The 24,064-nt window shown below is 51.6% G+C and carries 21 protein-coding genes; 13 read left to right on the top strand and 8 right to left on the bottom strand.

What is annotated here, in order from left to right:
* Positions 1-44 precede the first annotated feature (44 nt).
* Positions 45-1,526: a dipeptide permease DtpD gene (gene dtpD / locus FQ015_RS23545; RefSeq protein WP_160524569.1), complete on the bottom strand. Its 1,482-nt coding sequence runs from the start codon at positions 1,524-1,526 to the stop codon at positions 45-47.
* A gap of 270 nt (positions 1,527-1,796) precedes the next feature.
* Between dtpD and ybgI the strand changes: the two genes are divergently transcribed.
* From ybgI to nei, 5 genes are read left to right on the top strand one after another with little or no spacing between them, the layout of a single operon-like run.
* Positions 1,797-2,540, top strand: coding sequence for a radiation resistance protein YbgI (gene ybgI, locus FQ015_RS23540; protein WP_000798864.1), 744 nt, complete (start codon positions 1,797-1,799; stop codon positions 2,538-2,540).
* A gap of 22 nt (positions 2,541-2,562) precedes the next feature.
* Positions 2,563-3,219 carry a 5-oxoprolinase subunit PxpB gene (gene pxpB / locus FQ015_RS23535; protein WP_001188343.1) on the top strand — a complete coding sequence of 219 codons (657 nt, stop codon included), beginning with the start codon at positions 2,563-2,565 and terminating at the stop codon, positions 3,217-3,219.
* A complete protein-coding gene (pxpC, locus tag FQ015_RS23530; RefSeq protein ID WP_044188501.1) occupies positions 3,213-4,145 on the top strand; it encodes a 5-oxoprolinase subunit PxpC in 933 nt (310 codons plus the stop codon). Before pxpB ends, pxpC begins: the two co-directional genes overlap by 7 nt.
* Positions 4,135-4,869 carry a 5-oxoprolinase subunit PxpA gene (pxpA, locus tag FQ015_RS23525; protein ID WP_160524568.1) on the top strand — a complete coding sequence of 245 codons (735 nt, stop codon included), beginning with the start codon at positions 4,135-4,137 and terminating at the stop codon, positions 4,867-4,869. The genes pxpC and pxpA overlap by 11 nt, the downstream gene beginning before the upstream one ends.
* 35 nt (positions 4,870-4,904) lie before the next feature.
* Positions 4,905-5,696 (top strand): endonuclease VIII, encoded by a 792-nt coding sequence (nei, locus tag FQ015_RS23520; RefSeq protein WP_160524567.1) that lies wholly within the window; start codon positions 4,905-4,907, stop codon positions 5,694-5,696.
* Here the strand turns inward: nei and FQ015_RS23515 are convergent.
* From FQ015_RS23515 to FQ015_RS23485, 7 genes are all read right to left on the bottom strand, one after another.
* A complete protein-coding gene (locus FQ015_RS23515) occupies positions 5,693-6,739 on the bottom strand; it encodes an AbrB family transcriptional regulator (RefSeq protein ID WP_160524566.1) in 1,047 nt (348 codons plus the stop codon). The two genes, nei and FQ015_RS23515, sit on opposite strands and share 4 nt — an antisense overlap.
* Positions 6,740-6,889: 150 nt before the next feature.
* Positions 6,890-7,951 (bottom strand): fimbrial protein, encoded by a 1,062-nt coding sequence (locus FQ015_RS23510; protein ID WP_160524565.1) that lies wholly within the window; start codon positions 7,949-7,951, stop codon positions 6,890-6,892.
* Positions 7,948-8,679, bottom strand: coding sequence for a fimbrial biogenesis chaperone (locus FQ015_RS23505; RefSeq protein WP_105267507.1), 732 nt, complete (start codon positions 8,677-8,679; stop codon positions 7,948-7,950). Before FQ015_RS23505 ends, FQ015_RS23510 begins: the two co-directional genes overlap by 4 nt.
* A 14-nt stretch (positions 8,680-8,693) precedes the next feature.
* Entirely contained in the window at positions 8,694-11,153 is a 2,460-nt protein-coding gene (locus FQ015_RS23500; protein WP_160524564.1) for a fimbria/pilus outer membrane usher protein, read from the bottom strand.
* A gap of 49 nt (positions 11,154-11,202) precedes the next feature.
* Positions 11,203-11,769 carry a fimbrial protein gene (locus FQ015_RS23495; protein WP_000472411.1) on the bottom strand — a complete coding sequence of 189 codons (567 nt, stop codon included), beginning with the start codon at positions 11,767-11,769 and terminating at the stop codon, positions 11,203-11,205.
* A 391-nt stretch (positions 11,770-12,160) separates the two neighbouring features.
* Entirely contained in the window at positions 12,161-13,444 is a 1,284-nt protein-coding gene (gltA, locus tag FQ015_RS23490; protein WP_000785834.1) for a citrate synthase, read from the bottom strand.
* Between the two features lie 205 nt (positions 13,445-13,649).
* Entirely contained in the window at positions 13,650-13,757 is a 108-nt protein-coding gene (locus FQ015_RS23485) for a hypothetical protein (RefSeq protein ID WP_123057340.1), read from the bottom strand.
* A gap of 380 nt (positions 13,758-14,137) precedes the next feature.
* Here FQ015_RS23485 and sdhC point away from each other — a divergent pair, with 380 nt between their 5' ends.
* The 8 genes from sdhC (at position 14,138) to sucD (ending at position 23,981) form a co-directional block, all read left to right on the top strand.
* Positions 14,138-14,542, top strand: a complete 405-nt coding sequence (sdhC, locus tag FQ015_RS23480) for a succinate dehydrogenase cytochrome b556 subunit (protein WP_000263355.1) — start codon at positions 14,138-14,140, stop codon at positions 14,540-14,542.
* Complete coding sequence (sdhD, locus tag FQ015_RS23475; RefSeq protein ID WP_000254365.1) at positions 14,536-14,883, top strand: succinate dehydrogenase membrane anchor subunit; 348 nt, start codon at positions 14,536-14,538, stop codon at positions 14,881-14,883. The genes sdhC and sdhD overlap by 7 nt, the downstream gene beginning before the upstream one ends.
* The gene (gene sdhA, locus FQ015_RS23470) at positions 14,883-16,649 is read left to right on the top strand and encodes a succinate dehydrogenase flavoprotein subunit (RefSeq protein ID WP_000775540.1); all 1,767 of its coding nucleotides are present in this window, start codon (positions 14,883-14,885) and stop codon (positions 16,647-16,649) included. The genes sdhD and sdhA overlap by 1 nt, the downstream gene beginning before the upstream one ends.
* Before the next feature lie 15 nt (positions 16,650-16,664).
* Entirely contained in the window at positions 16,665-17,381 is a 717-nt protein-coding gene (gene sdhB, locus FQ015_RS23465) for a succinate dehydrogenase iron-sulfur subunit SdhB (protein WP_097496115.1), read from the top strand.
* Between the two features lie 255 nt (positions 17,382-17,636).
* Positions 17,637-20,438: a 2-oxoglutarate dehydrogenase E1 component gene (gene sucA, locus FQ015_RS23460; protein ID WP_001181487.1), complete on the top strand. Its 2,802-nt coding sequence runs from the start codon at positions 17,637-17,639 to the stop codon at positions 20,436-20,438.
* Positions 20,439-20,452: 14 nt separating this feature from the next.
* Positions 20,453-21,670, top strand: coding sequence for a 2-oxoglutarate dehydrogenase complex dihydrolipoyllysine-residue succinyltransferase (gene odhB, locus FQ015_RS23455; RefSeq protein ID WP_160524563.1), 1,218 nt, complete (start codon positions 20,453-20,455; stop codon positions 21,668-21,670).
* 275 nt (positions 21,671-21,945) lie between these two features.
* On the top strand, positions 21,946-23,112 hold the full coding sequence (gene sucC, locus FQ015_RS23450) for an ADP-forming succinate--CoA ligase subunit beta (protein ID WP_001048602.1): 1,167 nt from the start codon (positions 21,946-21,948) through the stop codon (positions 23,110-23,112).
* Complete coding sequence (gene sucD / locus FQ015_RS23445; RefSeq protein WP_000025458.1) at positions 23,112-23,981, top strand: succinate--CoA ligase subunit alpha; 870 nt, start codon at positions 23,112-23,114, stop codon at positions 23,979-23,981. Before sucC ends, sucD begins: the two co-directional genes overlap by 1 nt.
* Positions 23,982-24,064 lie beyond the last annotated feature (83 nt).

The following is a 24,064-nucleotide window of genomic DNA, read 5'->3' as shown; positions in this document are numbered from 1 at the left end:
GATAAGACGCATTAAGCGTTTTATCAGGCATCGGTGCTGGCCTGTTAAGACTCCAGCGCCAGCGCGCGGTTTCTGAACTTAAGCGCCTGATACAGCCAAATCATCAGTACCAGTCCTACACACGCCAGTGCACCCCAGGTGATTTGATCAAACACTTCAATATATGCATTGATGGAGTAGTTGATCGCTCCGGAAGCATCAAACGAAGCTTGCGATGTCTGATCGGCAATCACGCCCGCCAGATAGTTCGCAATCGCGCCGGAAAGCAGCATATAAATACCGGTTAATACGCCGGTCACGCCGGGGATTTCAATGCGCGTAATCTGCGACATAGCAACCGGGTCGATAAACAGTTCCGCAAATCCCATCACCGCCAGGCCTAACACCATCAGTGGCAGAGAAGAGTGACCATACATAGCGGACCAGCGGGCGCTTAAGGTCAGAATGCAGAATCCGGCGCTCATCAGGCCGAGACCAAGAGCAAATTTTCCCCAGATGCGCACGGTACGATTACCTGCGATGCTCTCTTTAACTACCCACGCCAGGAACACACCGCACAGCATAACTGCGAAGGCATTAATCGACTGGAACATCGCGGTCGGAACCGTATAACCAAACATATCGCGGTTAACAAAGCGGTCGATATAAAGGCTAATCGAGCTACCCCCCTGTTGTGCGAAGGCCCAGAACAACATGCTGAAGAAGGTGAGCGTCACAATCAGCCCCAGCTCCTTACGCTGTTTCTGGTTTTCTGCTTTGCGATAAATTTTTGCCAGAACGCCAAGGCCAATGATAGTCGCGACAATCAAGGCGTATACCGACCACTCTTTCCAGAACAGTACGGTAATCAGCGCAGGCGTTGCCACCAGCAGAACCAGCAGCCATCCCCAGTTAGGCAGGAGAAAGTTTGTCGCACGCAGTACGTCTTTGTTAACGCCACGGGTATGAGCAAAATGACGATTGCCACATAAGAAGATAACCAGACCCGCGATCATGCCAACCGCCGCCAGGCCAAAGCCCATCGCCCAACTGTACTCTTCCTGGGCGTAGCCACAGGCGATAGGTGCGATAATAGACCCCACGTTACCCGCCGCATACATCAGCGAGAAACCGCCATCACGACGCGGATCGGTGGGGTCATACAGCTCGCCGAGCAGGCAACTGACGTTGGATTTAAACAGACCATAGCCACAAACGATAATCGCCAGGGACAGATAGAGGAATGACGGATGGATCTCACTGGCACCCAGCACCACATGCCCGATCGCCATCAACAACGCCCCCAGCATCACCGCCATACGGTTGCCGAGAACTTTATCCGCCAAAAAGCCACCGAGGATTGGCGTGACATACACCAGCGAACAGTAGGCGCTAAATAACGCGTAGGCGTGAGTATCGTTGTATTTTAGTTGATTAGTGAGATAGAGAATCAGCAGGGCACGCATGCCGTAAAAGCTAAAATATTCCCAGATTTGCAGCGCAACGACATAGTAAATAGCGCGCGGCTGTGATGCGTGTTTATTCATAATAATTCCACAATTAACTGCAACGTCACGTAATAGTTGCGCGGCGTGCTTGTGTTTCCTTAAAGTTAAAACTTTGATACAGATCTGATTATTTGTGCAATATGCTGTCTGATTGCATAAATATACATTAGCTGAAGCGTGATGATATAAACAATTTGCGTCTTTTGGCGTCGGGTTTGTTTCTTAATATGTCAAAAGATTGGCTATCGACGAACAGGCGAGGTAACGCTATGTTAACGGTATAGCTATCAGAATACGGAAGGCGCGAAGATGAAAAACACCGAACTGGAACAACTGATTAACGAGAAACTGAACAGCGCGGCCATAAGTGATTACGCGCCGAATGGTTTGCAGGTTGAAGGCAAAGAGACGGTGCAAAAAATTGTTACCGGTGTCACCGCCAGCCAGGCTTTGCTCGATGAAGCGGTGCGTCTGGGCGCGGATGCGGTCATTGTGCATCATGGTTATTTCTGGAAAGGGGAATCGCCAGTAATTCGCGGTATGAAGCGTAACCGCTTAAAAACATTGTTGGCGAATGATATCAACCTGTATGGCTGGCATTTGCCGCTTGACGCACATCCGGAGCTGGGCAATAACGCACAGCTGGCGGCGTTACTTGGGATTACGGTCTTGGGTGAAATTGAGCCGTTAGTGCCGTGGGGCGAACTGACTATGCCTGTGCCGGGACTGGAACTAGCCTCCTGGATTGAAGCGCGTCTGGGACGTAAGCCGTTATGGTGTGGCGATACCGGACCTGAGGTGGTTCAGCGCGTCGCCTGGTGCACGGGCGGCGGACAGAGTTTTATCGATAGCGCCGCGCGTTTTGGCGTGGATGCTTTTATTACTGGCGAAGTTTCTGAACAGACCATTCATTCAGCCCGCGAGCAGGGATTGCATTTTTATGCTGCGGGTCACCATGCCACTGAACGCGGTGGTATTCGCGCATTGAGCGAGTGGCTGAATGAAAATACCGATCTTGATGTGACCTTTATTGATATTCCTAATCCTGCATAACGAATAATCAGAGGGATCGAAAGTGCAACGAGCGCGTTGTTATCTGATAGGTGAAACGGCGGTAGTGCTGGAGCTGGAACCGCCGGTGACGCTGGCTAGCCAGAAACGGATCTGGCGACTGGCGCAGCGTCTGGTGGATATGCCGAATGTGGTTGAAGCCATTCCCGGCATGAACAATATCACGGTGATTTTACGTAATCCTGAGTCGCTGGCGCTGGATGCCATAGAGCGTTTGCAACGCTGGTGGGAGGAGAGTGAGGCGCTGGAGCCGGAGTCTCGTTTTATTGAAATTCCGGTGGTTTACGGTGGCGCAGGCGGACCGGATTTGGCGGTGGTCGCGGCGCATTGTGGATTGAGCGAAAAACAGGTTGTTGAATTACACTCCTCTGTGGAATACGTGGTCTGGTTTTTAGGTTTTCAACCGGGCTTCCCGTATCTCGGGAGTTTGCCGGAACAACTACACACGCCACGGCGCGCTGAACCGCGCTTGCTCGTTCCGGCAGGTTCTGTCGGGATCGGCGGGCCGCAGACCGGTGTTTATCCGCTGGCAACGCCGGGCGGCTGGCAGTTGATTGGTCATACCTCACTCAGCCTGTTTGATCCGGCGCGTGACGAACCCATCTTATTACGTCCGGGAGACAGCGTGCGCTTTGTACCGCAGAAGGAGGGAGTATGCTGAAGATTATTCGTGCGGGCATGTATACCACTGTGCAGGATGGCGGTCGTCACGGTTTTCGCCAGTCGGGTATCAGCCACTGCGGCGCACTGGATATGCCTGCGTTACGCATTGCTAACCTGCTGGTGGGTAATGACGCCAATGCCCCCGCGCTGGAGATAACGCTCGGTCAGTTAACGGTAGAGTTCGAAACTGATGGTTGGTTTGCCCTGACGGGGGCAGGTTGCGAAGCGCGGCTGGATGATAATGCCGTCTGGACCGGCTGGCGATTGCCGATGAAAGCAGGCCAGCGTTTAACGCTTAAACGCCCGCAGCACGGGATGCGCAGTTATCTGGCGGTCGCGGGTGGTATTGATGTTCCGCCGGTAATGGGGTCATGCAGTACCGATCTCAAAGTGGGGATTGGTGGGCTGGAAGGCCGTTTACTGAAGGATGGTGACCGACTCCCGATTGGCAAAGCGAAGCGTGATTTTATGGAAGCGCAGGGCGTTAAACAGCTGCTGTGGGGCAACCGCATTCGCGCCTTGCCGGGGCCGGAATATCATGAGTTCGATCGCGCCTCGCAGGATGCATTCTGGCGTTCGCCGTGGCAGCTTAGTCCGCAAAGTAACCGTATGGGCTATCGCTTACAGGGGCAAATTTTAAAACGCACCACCGATCGCGAACTGTTATCTCACGGTTTGTTGCCGGGCGTGGTGCAGGTGCCGCATAACGGCCAGCCGATTGTATTGATGAACGACGCACAGACCACCGGTGGTTATCCGCGTATTGCCTGTATCATTGAGGCTGATATGTACCATCTGGCGCAAATTCCGCTCGGTCAGCCGATTCATTTTGTCCAGTGTTCACTGGAAGAGGCACTGAAAGCACGGCAAGATCAGCAACGTTATTTCGAACAATTAGCGTGGCGGCTGCACAATGAAAATTGACCTGAACGCCGATCTGGGCGAAGGCTGCGCCAGCGACGCAGAGCTATTAACGCTGGTTTCCTCAGCCAATATTGCCTGTGGATTTCATGCAGGCGATGCACAAACCATGCAGGCTTGCGTGCGTGACGCCATACAAAATGGTGTCGCCATTGGCGCTCACCCGAGCTTTCCGGACAGGGAACATTTTGGTCGCAGCGCCATGCAGCTGCCGCCAGAAACCGTTTACGCCCAGACGCTGTATCAAATTGGCGCGCTGGCAACGATTGCCCGTGCTCAAGGCGGCGTAATGCGTCATGTCAAACCGCACGGCATGTTGTATAACCAGGCGGCGAAAGAGGCACAACTGGCAGACGCCATTGCCAGAGCAGTTTACGCTTGCGATCCGGCGTTGATTCTCGTTGGGCTGGCGGGAAGCGAGCTGATTCGTGCAGGCAAGCAATATGGCCTGACAACGCGCGAGGAAGTGTTTGCCGATCGCAGTTATCAGGCTGACGGCTCGCTGGTGCCGCGAAGCCAGCCAGGCGCGTTGATTGAAAACGAAGAACAGGCGCTGGCGCAAACGTTGGAGATGGTGCAACACGGCAGAGTCAAAAGTATCAACGGCGAATGGGCAACGGTCACGGCGCAAACGGTCTGCCTGCATGGCGATGGAGAACACGCACTGGCGTTCGCCCGCCGACTACGCTCTACATTTGCCGAAAAGGGGATTGTTGTCGCAGCATAACCCCGCTTAATAAAGAATGAAAAAAGGATATCACCATGCCTGAAGGCCCAGAGATCCGCCGTGCAGCGGATAACCTGGAGGCGGCGATCAAAGGCAAACCTCTAACTGATGTCTGGTTTGCCTTCCCGCAGTTAAAACCTTATCAATCACAACTTATCGGTCAACACATTACCCATGTGGAAACACGCGGCAAAGCGTTGCTGACCCATTTTTCCGACGGCTTAACGCTCTATAGCCATAATCAGCTTTACGGTGTCTGGCGCGTGGTTGATACCGGCGAAGAGCCGCAGACCACGCGAGTATTGCGGGTAAAACTGCAAACTGTCGACAAAACCATTCTGCTTTATAGCGCCTCGGATATTGAGATGTTGACCCCGGAACAACTGACCACACATCCGTTTTTACAGCGTGTTGGACCCGATGTACTCGACCCGAATCTGACGCCGGAAATGGTGAAAGAACGGTTATTGTCGCCGCGCTTTCGTAACCGTCAGTTTGCTGGATTACTGCTCGATCAGGCATTTCTGGCTGGGCTTGGCAATTATTTGCGGGTGGAGATCCTTTGGCAGGTGGGGTTGACCGGAAATCATAAAGCGAAAGATCTCAACGCGGCACAACTGGATGCACTCGCGCACGCGTTACTGGATATTCCTCGGCTATCTTACGCTACGCGGGGGCAGGTGGATGAGAATAAACATCATGGGGCGCTGTTTCGCTTTAAGGTTTTTCATCGTGATGGCGAACCGTGCGAACGTTGTGGCAGCATCATTGAGAAAACCACGTTGTCCTCACGCCCGTTTTACTGGTGTCCAGGCTGCCAGCACTAGGCCGACCGCTTCGGCGCATAGGTTGAAATAAACCGCGCAATGGCTGGCCCCGTCAGCAAAATACTGAACAGGCGTAGGGTTTGCATCGCCATAATAAGCGCCATATCGGCATTGCTCCCTGCGGCGATGACCGCCACGGTATCAAGCCCGCCGGGACTGGTGGCGAGGTAGGCAGTCATAAAATCAATATGCATAAACCGGGTCAGTCCCCACGCCATACCTGCACAAATAGCCAGCAGAGCAAAAATCGACAGCAAGATTTGCGGTAGCGGGCGCAATGCCCGCAGTAAGATTTGCTTATCGAAACCAAGACCAATCCGCCAGCCAATTGCCATATACGCCATCGCCAGCAGCCATTCTGGTAGTTCGATGGTGATGAGCTGACCAGACTGGAGCACTGCACCCGCCAGCATCGGGATGAGCATCGTGCCGGAAGGAAGACGTAGCAAGCATCCCGCAGTACCGGCAACGACCGCGAGCAAAATCGTAAGCAGGAGATTAATGCTCACTGGCGGGAACCAGACGATCTGCTGGTTAACCGCTTCAGCGTTATCGCCCAGCATCATGCGGGTGACCAGAACAGCGGCCCCCGCGACGAACAGCACTCGCAGATATTGCATAAATGCCACCAGGCGAATATCTGCGCCGTAATCTTGCGCCATAGCGACCATTGCCGCCGCGCCGCCAGGAGAAGAACCCCAGGCACCGGTATTTCCAGGCAGTGAGCTATAGCGCACCAGTAACCAGCCCACGATGGCACTGGAAAGCAGCGTCACGAGTAAAATGGCTAGCACAATCGGCCAGTTAACGGCTAGCGTGGTGAGAATCGAACCAGTGAGGTTTTGCGCAATCATGCAGCCAAGAATGGCTTGGGCGGCGAGAAAAGCGGATCGGGGAAGTTGCAGAGTAATTCCGCGCATACTAAAGATGATTCCGGCGAGCATCGGCCCAAGTAATAGTGCCGCCGGAAGATGTACCGCGAGGAAGCCAATAGAAAGGAGAAGTGAAAGCACACATAACATTCCCCACTGCAAAACTGGCATCCTTCGCTTCCTCATTATTTTCTCTTTGGTGTATCGATACAGCATAAAGAAAGCCGGGCCAGGAAAAAATAACAGCAATCAAGGAAAAGGGGAAAATCAGCAATTTTCTGAAAGAGATGCCCTTTCGGTTGCAAAGGGCATCATGGGAAATTAGTTATAGTTAATCTTAAAAAGCACCACGGTATCGAAGGAGCCAGCCTCAATGGGAGTGCCGGGAATAGACGAAAGTTCAGCCGTATAGGTTTTTTCGTAGATCAGCATGTCACTGGTGAAGTCGGCATATTCGCTGTATTTGTTGAAAGTATAGGGTGAAGAATTTTCATCCAGCAAACGTAGTTTCAGACCATTACCAATCAGCAGTGCTTTATCCTCTTCAATCAATGTTTCTTCGGTATAAAACGAAGAGCTGACTTTGAATCCGTCGGTACATTGATCGTTTTGTGATTTTGTCGTTTTAATACCGAATGTTTTTGTCATGTTGTGTCGCCGGATATCCAGTACATTAAATTTACCAAAATCAATGACCTGGTTGGCTGGGGTAATAGAAAAATTGACGCTGCAATCCAATACCCGAATGTTTTCCAGACCGGTAATATGATATTTCAGGTTTTGGGCGGTAGGGTCCTCATTAACGCTTCCTTCGCCATCAAATTGCACCACAATGTAATCGCTGAGCGTGCTTTGATAATCATGCGGCGGTATCTCTCGTATCTTGACGTATAACCGCATGCGAGCGAGAAACGTACGCGACATATGAATATTATTGGGATCACCAGAGCAAATTTTGTTCTGCCATCCCATCGCGATGATCTGCTCAGGGGTATAAATATTAATGTTTTTGCTGTCGATGCACTGGTAAGTGTCGATGCGGCTTTTTCCCTGGTTAGCATCATAATCAACACCATTGTAAGTTACGCCGAGTTGATAATAGCGATCCTGAATTCCCGGGTACGGGTTAACCCAGGCGTAGACATGCTCGCTCTCAAAGTTGCCGTTGGTATTGTTGTCACAATAGACGGGAATTTTAATATCGTCAGACTCCCAGATCTTATCGCCGGGTTTGGCATTCCCTGGTACAGCAAATGGTTGAATAGATTCCGATTTTTCTACCGAACCACCGGATGAACCAAAGTAACAGTTCAGGGCAAGCGCAGATTTTAACGGTAGAAATAACAGACAGATGATGAGCAACAATCCCTCGCCAGCACTCATTTCTTCGCCTCCACCGCCTGTAAACGGCATTGCCCGTTACAGTTGAGCGTTGTCATGCGTAATGCGCCATAATCATCCATATAACCGAGATAAAACTGGCTGCCACTATAATTTCCAGTGGTTGTGCTTACTGTACTAAAAGGCGCAATCATCACAGTTTTGAAGCCCGGGAGAACGCTTTGCTCATTTCGCCCAAGATACGCGATGGTCAGATAATAGCCAGTAGGGTTTTTTAAGCTAAGCTGATTGCCCTGCTGGCTGACCTGTAACTGCAGTTCGACCTTTTCTCCTGTTTTCTTGCGTAATGCAGACGGTCGCCAGAACACCTTGATACGGCTCTGGATGGCGACTTGCAGAACGGCATGGTCGCTGTTTTTTTCCGGGGCGGGAGGAATTTCACGCATATTGTAGAAAAATAGCGTTTCGCGATCGCCAGGTAATTTCGAGGTCGAGGCTTGCTTGACTATCCGCACCTGCGTTGTTGCTTTCGGTTCCAGACGTTGTATCGGTGGCAGGGCGACCAGAAGATCGTCGCTTTTCTCCCCTTTTTCATTTTCGAGCCAGGAATAAGCGAGGTAGGGGAGTTTATCGCTACGATTATCTACTCGCAGACTGGTAGCTTTATCATTAGCGTTAAACACAATGCGAGTGCGGTCGGGTTGTAGTGCAGCGTGGCTACACAGACTGGTAACCAACAACAAAAGGGGCAGTCCTTTCATAAATGTCATTTTCATTTCCTTAATTAATGACAAGGTAAAATCAGGCGATTTGCGGTGTCTTCCATATGTTCAGGAAGATGGATCGAGCAACGCTGACTATCACCCCAGACCACGGTAAACTTTTGATTTTCAGCGACTCCGCTTAACCAGGCGTGTCCTTCCTCGCCAACCATCCCCACGCTAATGCTGCTGCCATCCTGACGGATATCTGCACCGAGGGGAGGGAACTGACCGCTGGCGTTGCGAATGATGACGTTAATGTCTTTACCGGAACGGGATGCCAGTGATTTGTAACCTATTGCGCCTTCAATCCACGTTTCTTTGATGACGTTTTCTGTCACCGTCACGCCGTCGGGTAAGTCGTTCATGTTCACGGCCACGGTGGAAGGTTGATAACTGGAAACCAGCGGTACCACTGCAATGCCAAAATGGTTGGTGTAGTCGAGATTGCCCTGAACCGGAATATCTGCCACGCCATCGGTGCTGACCATCAGGCGTGGTTCATTGGTGGAGCTGCGGCGATGGAAGGCTGCACCATATTGCGTCGCCGTGAAAGAACCACTCCAGCTGCTGCTAACAGAACTGTAGTCATTGGCAGCATAAGTACCAGAAAGATCCCACTCACCCGCTGAACTCAGGTGCTGATAGTTACCGCTCACCTGGGCTCCATTGTCCGGACGGTCGGATTGTAGTCCAGCAGACATCCCCCAGCTATTTCGTTCATCCAGCGTATCGTTCCACGACATGCGGTGTGTGGTGCTGTGGCTACTGTTTTGCATGTCATAACCGACCCGACCACCGTTACCGAAGGGAAGCGAAATCGACAGGTAAATCTGGTTGTCGCGATCTTTATCTTCGTAATGGGTTGTATTGAATGACGTCGAAATAGAGATATCTCTCCAGTCACCAATATCAACATTAAAACCTGCCGTAATGTTGGCAGTCGTGGAGGCGTCTGCATTCCACCAGGTCTGATGCAGCAGGTTGGCGTAAAGGTTGAGGTTTAGTGGGGTAATTGGTTGGCCCACGGATAAGCTGATCGTCTGTTTTTCGTCCTGCGCATCGTTGTCGTTGTATTTGTGATCCAGATAGTTGGCGTAGCTGTGAAAATGACGATCTGAGAAGCGATAAGCGGCGAGCGAAATCGTGCTGTTAGTGGCATCCACTTGTTTGCTGTAATTAAAGCGGTAACTTAAGCCCCGCTCGTCCTGCTGAGTATCAAACTGACTACTGGCCCAGGTGACATCAAACGACAATGCACCAAGCCAGAGCATATTTTGCCCGATACCCATTGCGGCAGAATGGTAGTCGTCACCCGAAATCAGCAGGCCGCCGTACAGCGAGGTATTTGACAGCATCCCCCAGGAAACTTCATTGCTAAAAAAGGTTTCATTTTCAGTTTGATGAGACATAGATGTTCGCGGCTGACCGGCAGCAAGTTTATAGCGAACCTGCCCCTGGCGCGTAAGGAAAGGCGTCGATGCTGCCGAAACCTGGAAATTGTTCACCCGACCATCTTCTTCCGTCACTTTGACATCCAGCGTCCCCTGGACGGACTGATTCAGATCATCAATGATAAACGGGCCTGGCGGGACTTTTTTCTGGTAGATGACGCGGCCTGATTGACTGATCGTCACCGTGGCATTGGTTTGTGCAATACCGCTAATTTGTGGAGCGTAGCCGCGCAGTTCCCACGGTAACATCCGGTCGTCACTCGCCAGTGCCGCGCCGGTATAAGAAAAACCGTCGAAAATATTGGAACTAAAATCCGTTTCGCCGAGGGTTAATTTTGAACCTAATTGCGGTAGCGGGCGAAAAAGATAGGTACGTGATATTTCGCCTGACTGCTCATGGTTATCATCGCCATCATTTTGATTCAACTGATAGTCACTGCGTAAGCGCCATGCCCCCGCGTTAATTCCGGCTGTTCCGTAGGCGTTAAGATTAGTGCTGCTGCTGCCATCCTGTGGGCGGTAGCTGCTGGCAAACAAGTTGTAATCCATTAGGACACCGGGGACACCTTCTTTCCATGTGGAGGGTGGAGTCCAGTTATCTGAGTGCCACGCCAGCCAGGCCTGTGGGATGGTGATATTCAGTTGCTGACTGGCCTGATCAAAATTGAAGAGCATTTCTGGTCGGGAGCTAAAATCGACGCACTGATTAATCAGGGGTAACGACTGACGGACTTCAGGTTTTAAGCCAAATTTATCGACCAATAAATCATTGATGCACGGAATGGTAGTGTCACCCTTTTTTTGCCAGTTAATTTTTTGCCCATTACTGATTTGGTTATTATTTACCGCAACGCTGACAAAATATTCACCGGGAGCAATGACACCTTTTTCCTTTAATAATGAAATATCAATGCGCTCACGCATCGATTTGTCGAGGACATTCAGGTTGAATTCAACCGCCATGGCGGAAGGCATCGCCATGACCAGGCAGGATACAAAAGAGAGTCGATAAATATTCACGGTGTCCATACCAGATAAATATTTTAAGAAAGGCGGCAGTGATGCCGCCCAATAACGCTTATTTATAATCCAGTACGTAGGTTGCATTCGCTGTAACAGCCCCTGCCGTTACTGGTGTCGCTTGATCAATTTGTTCCATCCAGGCAAAGAAGTTCAGTGTTTGTTCACTGGACGTTGGTGCGAGGTCGATATCCGGAGAAGCAGTGCCTAAAATGATATTGCTTTGATCCTTATTCATTAAACGCACGCCGACACCGGTGGCTTCGCCAGTGCTGGTATTGTTGAGTATCGGATCTGCGCCAGTGGTTTTCGCTGAGCTATCGAAGGTGACCGCGACTTTAGAAATCTTGCCACCGGAACCGTTATTAGAGTTTTCCAGGTCGCAGTTGATTAAACGCAGGTCGACAGCAACCGCATCGCTGTGATGAGACTGATTAATGTGGCTGGTGGTCACCTGACCTAGCTCAATTTCTTTATCAATATCATCATGATGTATTTCACATGGTGCTTCTATAACTTCACCTTTAAAGTGAATTTCACCAGAACCTTCATCAGCTGCATAAACCGGTGCAGTGAATAACAGAGATACGGCCAATGCGGCCAATGTTTTTTGTCCTTTAAACATAACTGAGTCCTTTACAGAAATAGAAAAAGTATAGCGATATCAGAATATCTTATTTGATTGTCGAATGTTTTTAGTTTTACTTAAAAATATTATTAATTATATTAAATGCAAGGTTAACTAATTGATGTGATGAATTAATAATTTAATGAATGTTATCGGGGGAATGAGATAGATATACCTCATTTTCATGAGGTTATAAATGTAACTAAAAGTAGATACCTTAATTAAAATTTATTATTTTGCCGATAAAATGAACAATTCTATTATTTTGCAATATTAATGTCAGCCGGTTAATTAATTTTATTTTTACATTTTTTTGTATTCAGGTAGATAAAAATTAACCCGCCTTTTAAGGGCGGGTTAACAGAATTTACAGCTTAGGAATCAGCAGTTAACGTTTGATGTCGCTTTTAAAATCGCGTTTTTCATAGCCGGTATACAGCTGACGTGGACGGGCAATCTTCATGCCGTCACTGTGCATTTCGCTCCAGTGGGCGATCCAGCCAACTGTACGTGCCATAGCGAAGATCACGGTGAACATGGAAGACGGAATACCCATCGCTTTCAGGATGATACCAGAGTAGAAATCGACGTTCGGGTACAGTTTCTTCTCGATAAAGTACGGGTCGTTCAGCGCGATGTTTTCCAGCTCCATAGCCACTTCCAGCAGGTCATCCTTCGTGCCCAGCTCTTTCAGGACTTCGTGGCAGGTTTCACGCATGACGGTGGCGCGCGGGTCGTAGTTTTTGTACACGCGGTGACCGAAGCCCATCAGGCGGAAAGAGTCATTCTTATCTTTCGCACGACGAACAAATTCCGGAATGTGTTTAACGGAGCTGATTTCTTCCAGCATTTTCAGAGCCGCTTCGTTAGCACCACCGTGCGCTGGTCCCCACAACGAAGCAATACCTGCGGCGATACAGGCAAACGGGTTCGCCCCCGAAGAGCCAGCGGTACGCACGGTGGAGGTAGAGGCGTTCTGTTCATGGTCAGCGTGCAGGATCAGAATACGGTCCATAGCACGTTCCAGAATCGGATTAACTTCATACGGTTCGCACGGCGTGGAGAACATCATATTCAGGAAGTTACCGGCATAGGAGAGATCGTTGCGCGGGTAAACGAATGGCTGACCAATGGAATACTTGTAACACATCGCGGCCATGGTCGGCATTTTTGACAGCAGGCGGAACGCGGCAATTTCACGATGACGAGGATTGTTAACATCCAGCGAGTCGTGATAGAACGCCGCCAGCGCGCCGGTAATACCACACATGACTGCCATTGGATGCGAGTCGCGACGGAAAGCATGGAACAGACGGGTAATCTGCTCGTGGATCATGGTATGACGGGTCACCGTCGTTTTAAATTCGTCATACTGTTCCTGAGTTGGTTTTTCACCATTCAGCAGGATGTAACAAACTTCCAGGTAGTTAGAATCGGTCGCCAGCTGATCGATCGGGAAACCGCGGTGCAGCAAAATACCTTCATCACCATCAATAAAAGTAATTTTAGATTCGCAGGATGCGGTTGAAGTGAAGCCTGGGTCAAAGGTGAACACACCTTTTGAACCGAGAGTACGGATATCAATAACATCTTGACCCAGCGTGCCTTTCAGCACATCCAGTTCAACAGCTGTGTCCCCGTTGAGGGTGAGTTTTGCTTTTGTATCAGCCATTTAAGGTCTCCTTAGCGCCTTATTGCGTAAGACTGCCGGAACTTAAATTTGCCTTCGCACATCAACCTGGCTTTACCCGTTTGTTATTTGGCTCGCCGCTCTGCGGAAGAGGGGAAAACCTGGGTACAGAGCTCTGGGCGCTTGCAGGTAAAGGATCCATTGATGACGAATAAATGGCGAATCAAGTACTTAGCAATCCGAATTATTAAACTTGTCTACCACTAATAACTGTCCCGAATGAATTGGTCAATACTTCCACACTGTTACATAAGTTAATCTTAGGTGAAATACTGACTTCATAACTTTTACGCATTATATGCTTTTCCTAGTGATGTTTGTAACAACTTTGTTGAATGATTGTCAAATTAGATGATTAAAAATTAAATAAATGTTGTTATCGTGACCCAGATCACTGTTCGGGATAAAACCCGACAAACTATATGTAGGTTAATTGTAATGATTTTGTGAACAGCCTATACTGCCGCCAGGTCTCCGGAACACCCTGCAATCCCGAGCCACCCAGCGTTGTAACGTGTCGTTTTCGCATCTGGAAGCAGTGTTTTGCATGACGCGCAGTTATAGAAAGGACGCTGTCTGACCCGCAAGCAGACCGGAGGAAGGAAATCCCGACGTCTCCAGGTAACAGAAAGTTAACCTCTGTGCCCGTAGTCCCCAGGGAATAATAAGAACAGCATGTGGGCGTTATTCATGATAAGAAATGTGAAAAAACAAAGACCTGTTAATCTGGACCTACAGACCATCCGGTTCCCCGTCACGGCGATAGCGTCCATTCTCCATCGCGTTTCCGGTGTGATCACCTTTGTTGCAGTGGGCATCCTGCTGTGGCTTCTGGGTACCAGCCTCTCTTCCCCTGAAGGTTTCGAGCAAGCTTCCGCGATTATGGGCAGCTTCTTCGTCAAATTTATCATGTGGGGCATCCTTACCGCTCTGGCGTATCACGTCGTCGTAGGTATTCGCCACATGATGATGGATTTTGGCTATCTGGAAGAAACATTCGAAGCGGGTAAACGCTCCGCCAAAATCTCCTTTGTTATTACTGTCGTGCTTTCACTTCTCGCAGGAGTCCTCGTATGGTAAGCAACGCCTCCGCATTAGGACGCAATGGCGTACATGATTTCATCCTCGTTCGCGCTACCGCTATCGTCCTGACGCTTTACATCATTTATATGGTCGGTTTTTTCGCTACCAGTGGCGAGCTGACATATGAAGTCTGGATTGGTTTCTTCGCCTCTGCGTTCACCAAAGTGTTCACCCTGCTGGCGCTGTTTTCTATCTTGATCCATGCCTGGATCGGCATGTGGCAGGTGTTGACCGACTACGTTAAACCGCTGGCCTTGCGCCTGATGCTGCAACTGGTGATTGTCGTTGCACTGGTGGTTTACGTGATTTATGGATTCGTTGTGGTGTGGGGTGTGTGATGAAATTGCCAGTCAGAGAATTTGATGCAGTTGTGATTGGTGCCGGTGGCGCAGGTATGCGCGCGGCGCTGCAAATTTCCCAGAGCGGCCAAACCTGTGCGCTGCTCTCCAAAGTCTTCCCGACCCGTTCCCATACCGTTTCTGCGCAAGGCGGCATTACCGTTGCGCTGGGTAATACCCATGAAGATAACTGGGAATGGCATATGTACGACACCGTAAAAGGGTCGGACTATATCGGTGACCAGGACGCGATTGAATATATGTGTAAAACCGGGCCGGAAGCGATTCTGGAACTGGAACACATGGGGCTACCGTTCTCGCGTCTTGATGATGGTCGTATCTATCAACGTCCGTTTGGCGGCCAGTCGAAAAACTTCGGTGGCGAGCAAGCGGCACGTACTGCGGCGGCAGCTGACCGTACCGGTCACGCACTGTTGCACACGCTTTATCAGCAGAACCTGAAAAACCACACCACCATTTTCTCCGAGTGGTATGCGCTGGATCTGGTGAAGAACCAGGATGGCGCGGTAGTTGGTTGTACCGCACTGTGCATCGAAACCGGTGAAGTGGTTTACTTCAAAGCCCGTGCGACTGTGCTGGCAACCGGCGGGGCAGGGCGTATTTATCAGTCCACCACCAACGCGCACATTAACACCGGCGACGGCGTCGGTATGGCTATCCGTGCAGGTGTACCTGTGCAGGATATGGAAATGTGGCAGTTCCACCCGACCGGTATAGCAGGTGCGGGCGTACTGGTCACCGAAGGTTGCCGTGGTGAAGGCGGTTATCTGCTGAACAAACATGGCGAACGCTTTATGGAGCGTTATGCGCCGAACGCCAAAGACCTGGCGGGCCGTGACGTGGTGGCGCGTTCCATCATGATCGAAATCCGTGAAGGTCGCGGCTGTGATGGTCCGTGGGGGCCACATGCAAAACTGAAACTCGACCACCTGGGTAAAGAAGTTCTCGAATCCCGTCTGCCGGGTATCCTTGAACTCTCCCGTACCTTCGCACACGTCGATCCGGTGAAAGAGCCGATTCCGGTTATCCCAACCTGTCACTACATGATGGGCGGTATTCCGACCAAAGTGACCGGTCAGGCGCTGACGGTGAACGAGAAAGGCGAAGATGTGGTTGTTCCGGGGCTGTTCGCGGTAGGTGAAATCGCTTGTGTATCGGTACACGGTGCTAACCGTCTTGGCGGCAACTCGCTGCTGGACCTGGTGGTCTTTGGTCGCGCAGCGGGCCTGCATCTGCAAGAGTCTATTGCCGAGCAGGGCGCACTGCGCGATGCCAGCGAGTCTGATGTTGAAGCGTCTCTGGATCGTCTGAATCGCTGGAACAACAACCGTAATGGTGAAGATCCAGTGGCGATTCGTAAAGCACTGCAAGAATGTATGCAGCATAACTTCTCGGTCTTCCGTGAAGGTGATGCGATGGCAAAAGGGCTTGAGCAGTTGAAAGTGATCCGCGAGCGTTTGAAAAATGCCCGTCTGGATGACACTTCCAGCGAGTTCAACACCCAGCGCGTTGAATGCCTGGAACTGGATAACCTGATGGAAACGGCGTATGCAACGGCTGTTTCTGCCAACTTCCGTACCGAAAGCCGTGGCGCGCATAGCCGCTTCGACTTCCCGGATCGTGATGATGAAAACTGGCTGTGCCACTCCCTGTATCTGCCAGAGTCGGAATCCATGACGCGCCGAAGCGTCAACATGGAACCGAAACTGCGCCCGGCATTCCCGCCGAAGATTCGTACTTACTAATGCGGAGACAGGAAAATGAGACTCGAGTTTTCAATTTATCGCTATAACCCGGATGTTGATGATGCTCCGCGTATGCAGGATTACACCCTGGAAGCGGAAGAAGGTCGCGACATGATGCTGCTGGATGCGCTTATCCAGTTGAAAGAGAAAGATCCCAGCCTGTCGTTCCGCCGCTCCTGCCGTGAAGGTGTGTGCGGTTCCGACGGTCTGAACATGAATGGCAAGAATGGTCTGGCCTGTATTACCCCGATTTCGGCACTCAACCAGTCGGGCAAGAAGATTGTGATTCGCCCGCTGCCAGGTTTACCGGTGATCCGCGATTTGGTGGTAGACATGGGACAATTCTATGCGCAATATGAGAAAATTAAGCCTTACCTGTTGAATAATGGACAAAATCCGCCAGCTCGCGAGCATTTACAGATGCCAGAGCAGCGCGAAAAACTCGACGGGCTGTATGAATGTATTCTCTGCGCATGTTGTTCAACCTCTTGTCCGTCTTTCTGGTGGAATCCCGATAAGTTTATCGGCCCGGCAGGCTTGTTAGCGGCATATCGTTTCCTGATCGATAGCCGTGATACCGAGACTGACAGCCGCCTCGACGGTTTGAGCGATGCATTCAGTGTATTCCGCTGTCACAGCATCATGAACTGCGTCAGTGTATGTCCGAAAGGGCTGAACCCGACGCGCGCTATCGGCCATATCAAGTCGATGTTGTTGCAGCGTAATGCGTAAATTCCAGGCCTGATAAGACGCGCAAGCGTCGCATCAGGCAACCAGGGCCGGATGCGACGTGAACGCCTTATCCGGCCTACAAAAGAAATGCAGGAAATCTTTAAAAACTGCCCCTGACACTAAGACAGTTTTTAAAGGTTCCTTCGCGAGCCACTACGTAGACAAGAGCTCGCAAGTGAACCCCGGCACGCACATCACTGTGCGTGGTAGTATCCACGGCGAAGTAAGCATAAAAAAGATGCTTAAGGGATCACGATGCAGAACAGCGCTTTGAAAGCCTGGTTGGACTCTTCTTACCTCTCTGGCGCAAACCAGAGCTGGATAGAACAGCTCTATGAAGACTTCTTAACCGATCCTGACTCGGTTGACGCTAACTGGCGTTCGACGTTCCAGCAGTTACCTGGTACGGGAGTCAAACCGGATCAATTCCACTCTCAAACGCGTGAATATTTCCGCCGCCTGGCGAAAGACGCTTCACGTTACTCTTCAACGATCTCCGACCCTGACACCAATGTGAAGCAGGTTAAAGTCCTGCAGCTCATTAACGCATACCGCTTCCGCGGTCACCAGCATGCGAATCTCGATCCGCTGGGACTGTGGCAGCAAGAGAAAGTGGCCGATCTGGATCCGTCTTTCCACGATCTGACCGAAGCAGACTTCCAGGAGACCTTCAACGTCGGTTCATTTGCCAGCGGCAAAGAAACCATGAAACTCGGCGAGCTGCTGGAAGCCCTCAAGCAAACCTACTGCGGCCCGATTGGTGCCGAGTACATGCACATTACCAGCACCGAAGAAAAACGCTGGATCCAACAGCGTATCGAGTCTGGTCGCGCGACTTTCAATAGCGAAGAGAAAAAACGCTTCTTAAGCGAACTGACCGCCGCTGAAGGCCTTGAACGTTACCTCGGCGCAAAATTCCCAGGCGCAAAACGCTTCTCGCTGGAAGGTGGTGACGCGTTAATCCCGATGCTTAAAGAGATGATCCGCCATGCTGGCAACAGCGGCACCCGTGAAGTGGTTCTTGGGATGGCGCACCGTGGTCGTCTGAACGTGCTGGTTAACGTGCTGGGTAAAAAACCGCAAGACTTGTTCGACGAGTTTGCCGGTAAACATAAAGAACACCTCGGCACGGGCGACGTGAAATACCACATGGGCTTCTCGTCTGACTTCCAGACCGATGGCGGCCTGGTTCACCTGGCGCTGGCGTTTAACCCGTCTCACCTTGAGATTGTAAGCCCGGTAGTTATCGGTTCTGTTCGCGCCCGTCTGGACAGACTCGATGAGCCGAGCAGCAACAAAGTGCTGCCAATCACCATCCACGGTGATGCTGCAGTGACCGGGCAGGGCGTGGTTCAGGAAACTCTGAACATGTCGAAAGCGCGTGGTTATGAAGTTGGCGGTACGGTACGTATCGTTATCAACAACCAGGTTGGCTTCACCACCTCTAACCCGCTGGATGCCCGTTCTACGCCGTACTGTACTGATATCGGTAAGATGGTACAGGCACCGATTTTCCACGTTAATGCGGATGATCCGGAAGCCGTTGCCTTTGTGACCCGTCTGGCGCTCGATTTCCGTAACACCTTTAAACGTGATGTCTTCATCGACCTGGTGTGCTACCGCCGTCACGGCCACAACGAAGCCGACGAGCCGAGTGCAACTCAGCCGCTGATGTATCAGAAAATCAAAAAACATCCGACGCCGCGCAAAATCTACGCTGACAAGCTGGAGCAGGAAAAAGTCGCGACGCTGGAAGATGCCACTGAGATGGTTAACCTGTACCGCGATGCGCTGGATGCTGGCGATTGCGTGGTAGCAGAGTGGCGTCCGATGAACATGCACTCTTTCACCTGGTCGCCGTACCTCAACCACGAATGGGACGAAGAGTACCCGAACAAAGTTGAGATGAAGCGGCTGCAGGAACTGGCGAAACGTATCAGTACGGTGCCGGAAGCGGTTGAAATGCAGTCTCGCGTTGCCAAGATTTATGGCGATCGCCAGGCAATGGCTGCCGGTGAGAAACTGTTCGACTGGGGCGGCGCGGAAAACCTCGCTTACGCCACGTTGGTTGATGAAGGCATTCCGGTCCGCCTGTCGGGTGAAGACTCCGGTCGCGGTACCTTCTTCCATCGTCATGCGGTGATCCACAACCAGTCCAACGGTTCCACTTACACGCCGCTGCAACATATCCATAATGGTCAGGGCGCGTTCCGCGTCTGGGACTCCGTACTGTCTGAAGAAGCAGTGCTGGCGTTTGAATACGGTTATGCCACCGCAGAGCCGCGCACGCTGACCATCTGGGAAGCGCAGTTTGGTGACTTCGCTAACGGTGCGCAGGTGGTTATCGACCAGTTCATCTCCTCTGGCGAACAAAAATGGGGCCGGATGTGTGGCCTGGTGATGTTGCTGCCGCACGGTTACGAAGGGCAGGGGCCGGAGCACTCCTCCGCGCGTCTGGAACGTTATCTGCAACTTTGTGCTGAACAAAACATGCAGGTGTGCGTACCGTCTACCCCGGCACAGGTTTACCACATGCTGCGTCGTCAGGCGCTGCGCGGGATGCGTCGTCCGCTGGTGGTGATGTCGCCGAAATCCCTGCTGCGTCATCCGCTGGCGGTTTCCAGCCTCGAAGAACTGGCGAACGGCACCTTCCTGCCTGCCATTGGTGAAATCGACGAGCTTGATCCTAAGGGTGTGAAGCGCGTAGTGATGTGTTCTGGTAAGGTTTATTACGACCTGTTGGAACAACGCCGTAAGAACAATCAACACGATGTCGCCATTGTGCGTATCGAGCAACTCTACCCGTTCCCGCATAAAGCGATGCAGGAAGTGTTGCAGCAGTTTGCTCACGTCAAGGATTTTGTCTGGTGCCAGGAAGAGCCGCTCAACCAGGGCGCATGGTACTGCAGCCAGCATCATTTCCGTGAAGTGATTCCGTTTGGGGCTTCTCTGCGTTATGCAGGCCGCCCGGCCTCCGCCTCTCCGGCGGTAGGGTATATGTCCGTTCACCAGAAACAGCAACAAGATCTGGTTAATGACGCGCTGAACGTCGAATAAATAAAGGATACACAATGAGTAGCGTAGATATTCTGGTCCCTGACCTGCCTGAATCCGTAGCCGATGCCACCGTCGCAACCTGGCATAAAAAACCCGGCGACGCAGTCGTACGTGATGAAGTGCTGGTAGAAATCGAAACTGACAAAGTGGTACTGGAAGTACCGGCATCAGCAGACGGCATTCTGGATGCGGTTCTGGAAGATGAAGGTACAACCGTAACGTCTCGTCAGATCCTTGGTCGCCTGCGTGAAGGCAACAGCGCCGGGAAAGAAACCAGCGCTAAAGCTGAAGAGAAAGCGTCCACTCCGGCACAACGGCAACAAGCGTCTCTGGAAGAGCAAAACAACGATGCGTTAAGCCCGGCGATCCGTCGCCTTTTGGCTGAACACAATCTTGATGCCAGCGCCATTAAAGGCACCGGTGTAGGTGGTCGTCTGACCCGTGAAGATGTGGAAAAACATCTGGCGAAAGCCCCGGCGAAAGAGTCTGCACCAGCAGCTGCGGCTCCCGCGGCGCAACCGGCTCTGGCTGCACGTAGCGAAAAACGTGTCCCGATGACTCGCCTGCGTAAGCGTGTGGCAGAGCGTCTGCTGGAAGCGAAAAACTCCACCGCCATGCTGACCACGTTCAACGAAGTCAACATGAAGCCGATTATGGATCTGCGTAAGCAGTACGGTGAAGCGTTTGAAAAACGTCACGGCATCCGTCTGGGCTTTATGTCCTTCTACGTGAAAGCGGTGGTTGAAGCCCTGAAACGTTATCCGGAAGTGAATGCTTCTATCGACGGCGATGATGTGGTTTACCACAACTATTTCGACGTCAGCATGGCGGTATCTACGCCGCGCGGCCTGGTGACGCCGGTTCTGCGTGATGTGGATACCCTCGGCATGGCAGACATCGAGAAGAAAATTAAAGAGCTGGCAGTTAAAGGCCGTGACGGCAAGCTGACGGTTGAAGATCTGACCGGTGGTAACTTCACCATCACCAACGGTGGTGTGTTCGGTTCCCTGATGTCTACGCCTATCATCAACCCGCCGCAGAGCGCAATTCTGGGTATGCACGCTATCAAAGATCGTCCGATGGCAGTGAATGGTCAGGTTGAGATCCTGCCGATGATGTACCTGGCGCTGTCCTACGATCACCGTCTGATCGATGGTCGCGAGTCCGTGGGCTTCCTGGTAACGATCAAAGAGTTGCTGGAAGATCCGACGCGTCTGCTGCTGGACGTGTAGTAGTTTAAGTTTCACCTGCACTGTAGACCGGATGAGGCATTATCGCTTTCTCCGGCAATTGAAGCCTGATGCGACGCTTAACGCGTCTTATCAGGCCTACGGGAAGCACCGATGTAGGTCGGATAAGGCGCTCGCGCCGCATCCGACAAGCGATGCCTGATGCGACGCTTGCGCGTCTTATCAGGCCTACGGGTGACCGACAATACCCGGAAGCGATACGAAATATTCGGTCTACGGTTTAAAAGATAACGATTACTGAAGGATGGACAGAACACATGAACTTACATGAATATCAGGCAAAACAACTGTTTGCCCGCTATGGCTTACCAGCACCGGTGGGTTATGCCTGTACTACTCCGCGCGAAGCAGAAGAAGCCGCTTCAAAAATCGGTGCCGGTCCGTGGGTAGTGAAATGTCAGGTTCACGCTGGTGGCCGCGGTAAAGCGGGCGGTGTGAAAGTTGTAAACAGCAAAGAAGACATCCGTGCTTTTGCAGAAAACTGGCTGGGCAAGCGTCTGGTAACGTATCAAACAGATGCTAATGGCCAACCGGTTAACCAGATTCTGGTTGAAGCAGCGACCGATATCGCTAAAGAGCTGTATCTTGGTGCCGTTGTAGACCGTAGTTCCCGTCGCGTGGTCTTTATGGCCTCCACTGAAGGCGGCGTGGAAATCGAAAAAGTGGCGGAAGAAACTCCGCACCTGATCCACAAAGTTGCGCTTGATCCGCTGACTGGCCCGATGCCGTATCAGGGACGCGAGCTGGCGTTCAAACTGGGCCTGGAAGGTAAACTGGTTCAACAGTTCACCAAAATTTTCATGGGTCTGGCGACCATTTTCCTTGAGCGCGACCTTGCTCTTATCGAAATTAACCCGCTGGTTATTACCAAACAGGGCGATCTGATCTGCCTCGACGGTAAACTGGGTGCTGATGGCAACGCACTGTTCCGCCAGCCTGATCTGCGCGAAATGCGCGACCAGTCGCAGGAAGATCCACGTGAAGCACAGGCTGCACAGTGGGAACTGAACTACGTTGCGCTGGACGGTAACATCGGTTGTATGGTTAACGGCGCAGGTCTGGCGATGGGCACCATGGACATCGTTAAACTGCACGGCGGCGAACCGGCTAACTTCCTGGACGTTGGCGGTGGCGCAACCAAAGAACGTGTAACCGAAGCATTTAAAATCATCCTCTCTGACGACAAAGTGAAAGCCGTTCTGGTTAACATCTTCGGCGGTATCGTTCGTTGCGACCTGATCGCTGACGGTATCATCGGCGCGGTAGCGGAAGTGGGTGTTAACGTACCGGTCGTGGTACGTCTGGAAGGTAACAACGCCGAACTCGGCGCGAAGAAACTGGCTGACAGCGGCCTGAATATTATTGCAGCAAAAGGTCTGACGGATGCAGCTCAGCAGGTTGTTGCCGCAGTGGAGGGGAAATAATGTCCATTTTAATTGATAAAAACACCAAGGTTATCTGCCAGGGCTTTACCGGTAGCCAGGGGACTTTCCACTCTGAACAGGCCATTGCATACGGCACCAAAATGGTTGGCGGCGTAACCCCAGGTAAAGGCGGTACTACCCACCTCGGCCTGCCGGTGTTCAACACCGTGCGTGAAGCCGTTGCTGCTACTGGCGCTACCGCTTCTGTTATCTACGTACCAGCACCGTTCTGCAAAGACTCCATTCTGGAAGCCATCGATGCAGGCATCAAACTGATTATCACCATCACTGAAGGCATCCCGACGCTGGATATGCTGACCGTGAAAGTGAAACTGGACGAAGCTGGCGTACGCATGATCGGCCCGAACTGCCCAGGCGTTATCACTCCGGGTGAATGTAAAATCGGCATCCAGCCGGGTCACATTCACAAACCGGGTAAAGTGGGTATCGTTTCCCGTTCCGGTACACTCACCTATGAAGCGGTTAAACAGACCACGGATTACGGTTTCGGTCAGTCGACCTGTGTCGGTATCGGCGGCGACCCGATCCCTGGCTCTAACTTTATCGACATCCTCGAAATGTTCGAAAAAGATCCGCAGACCGAAGCGATCGTGATGATCGGTGAGATCGGCGGTAGCGCTGAAGAAGAAGCGGCTGCGTACATCAAAGAGCATGTTACCAAGCCAGTTGTGGGTTACATCGCTGGTGTGACTGCGCCGAAAGGCAAACGTATGGGCCACGCGGGTGCCATCATTGCCGGTGGGAAAGGGACTGCGGATGAGAAATTCGCAGCTCTGGAAGCCGCAGGCGTGAAAACCGTTCGCAGCCTGGCGGATATCGGTGAAGCACTGAAAACTGTTCTGAAATAAATATCTGTAATAAGAAATAGCCCTCGCCGCTTCCCTTTACAGGAATGGCGAAGGGCTGTCGGTTTCGACATGGTTGGCCATCA

Origin of the sequence: Escherichia sp. HH26CH (genome assembly GCF_009820205.1) — a bacterium.
In the GTDB taxonomy this organism is placed as follows: domain Bacteria; phylum Pseudomonadota; class Gammaproteobacteria; order Enterobacterales; family Enterobacteriaceae; genus Escherichia; species Escherichia coli_F.
This window is presented reverse-complemented; position numbering and strand designations above follow the sequence as displayed.

Bases quoted from the DNA above. Each gene is read 5' to 3' on its own strand.
- dtpD (WP_160524569.1), bottom strand. From the start codon at position 1,526: ATGAATAAACACGCATCACAGCCGCGCGCTATTTACTATGTCGTTGCG.
- pxpA (WP_160524568.1), top strand. From the start codon at position 4,135: ATGAAAATTGACCTGAACGCCGATCTGGGCGAAGGCTGCGCCAGCGAC.
- pxpC (WP_044188501.1), top strand. From the start codon at position 3,213: ATGCTGAAGATTATTCGTGCGGGCATGTATACCACTGTGCAGGATGGC.
- sucA (WP_001181487.1), top strand. From the start codon at position 17,637: ATGCAGAACAGCGCTTTGAAAGCCTGGTTGGACTCTTCTTACCTCTCT.
- sdhA (WP_000775540.1), top strand. From the start codon at position 14,883: ATGAAATTGCCAGTCAGAGAATTTGATGCAGTTGTGATTGGTGCCGGT.
- odhB (WP_160524563.1), top strand. From the start codon at position 20,453: ATGAGTAGCGTAGATATTCTGGTCCCTGACCTGCCTGAATCCGTAGCC.
- sdhB (WP_097496115.1), top strand. From the start codon at position 16,665: ATGAGACTCGAGTTTTCAATTTATCGCTATAACCCGGATGTTGATGAT.
- FQ015_RS23495 (WP_000472411.1), bottom strand. From the start codon at position 11,769: ATGTTTAAAGGACAAAAAACATTGGCCGCATTGGCCGTATCTCTGTTA.
- FQ015_RS23500 (WP_160524564.1), bottom strand. From the start codon at position 11,153: ATGGACACCGTGAATATTTATCGACTCTCTTTTGTATCCTGCCTGGTC.
- nei (WP_160524567.1), top strand. From the start codon at position 4,905: ATGCCTGAAGGCCCAGAGATCCGCCGTGCAGCGGATAACCTGGAGGCG.
- FQ015_RS23505 (WP_105267507.1), bottom strand. From the start codon at position 8,679: ATGACATTTATGAAAGGACTGCCCCTTTTGTTGTTGGTTACCAGTCTG.
- FQ015_RS23485 (WP_123057340.1), bottom strand. From the start codon at position 13,757: ATGCGTAAAAGTTATGAAGTCAGTATTTCACCTAAGATTAACTTATGT.
- sdhC (WP_000263355.1), top strand. From the start codon at position 14,138: ATGTGGGCGTTATTCATGATAAGAAATGTGAAAAAACAAAGACCTGTT.
- sdhD (WP_000254365.1), top strand. From the start codon at position 14,536: ATGGTAAGCAACGCCTCCGCATTAGGACGCAATGGCGTACATGATTTC.
- gltA (WP_000785834.1), bottom strand. From the start codon at position 13,444: ATGGCTGATACAAAAGCAAAACTCACCCTCAACGGGGACACAGCTGTT.
- FQ015_RS23515 (WP_160524566.1), bottom strand. From the start codon at position 6,739: ATGCCAGTTTTGCAGTGGGGAATGTTATGTGTGCTTTCACTTCTCCTT.
- sucD (WP_000025458.1), top strand. From the start codon at position 23,112: ATGTCCATTTTAATTGATAAAAACACCAAGGTTATCTGCCAGGGCTTT.
- sucC (WP_001048602.1), top strand. From the start codon at position 21,946: ATGAACTTACATGAATATCAGGCAAAACAACTGTTTGCCCGCTATGGC.
- ybgI (WP_000798864.1), top strand. From the start codon at position 1,797: ATGAAAAACACCGAACTGGAACAACTGATTAACGAGAAACTGAACAGC.
- FQ015_RS23510 (WP_160524565.1), bottom strand. From the start codon at position 7,951: ATGAGTGCTGGCGAGGGATTGTTGCTCATCATCTGTCTGTTATTTCTA.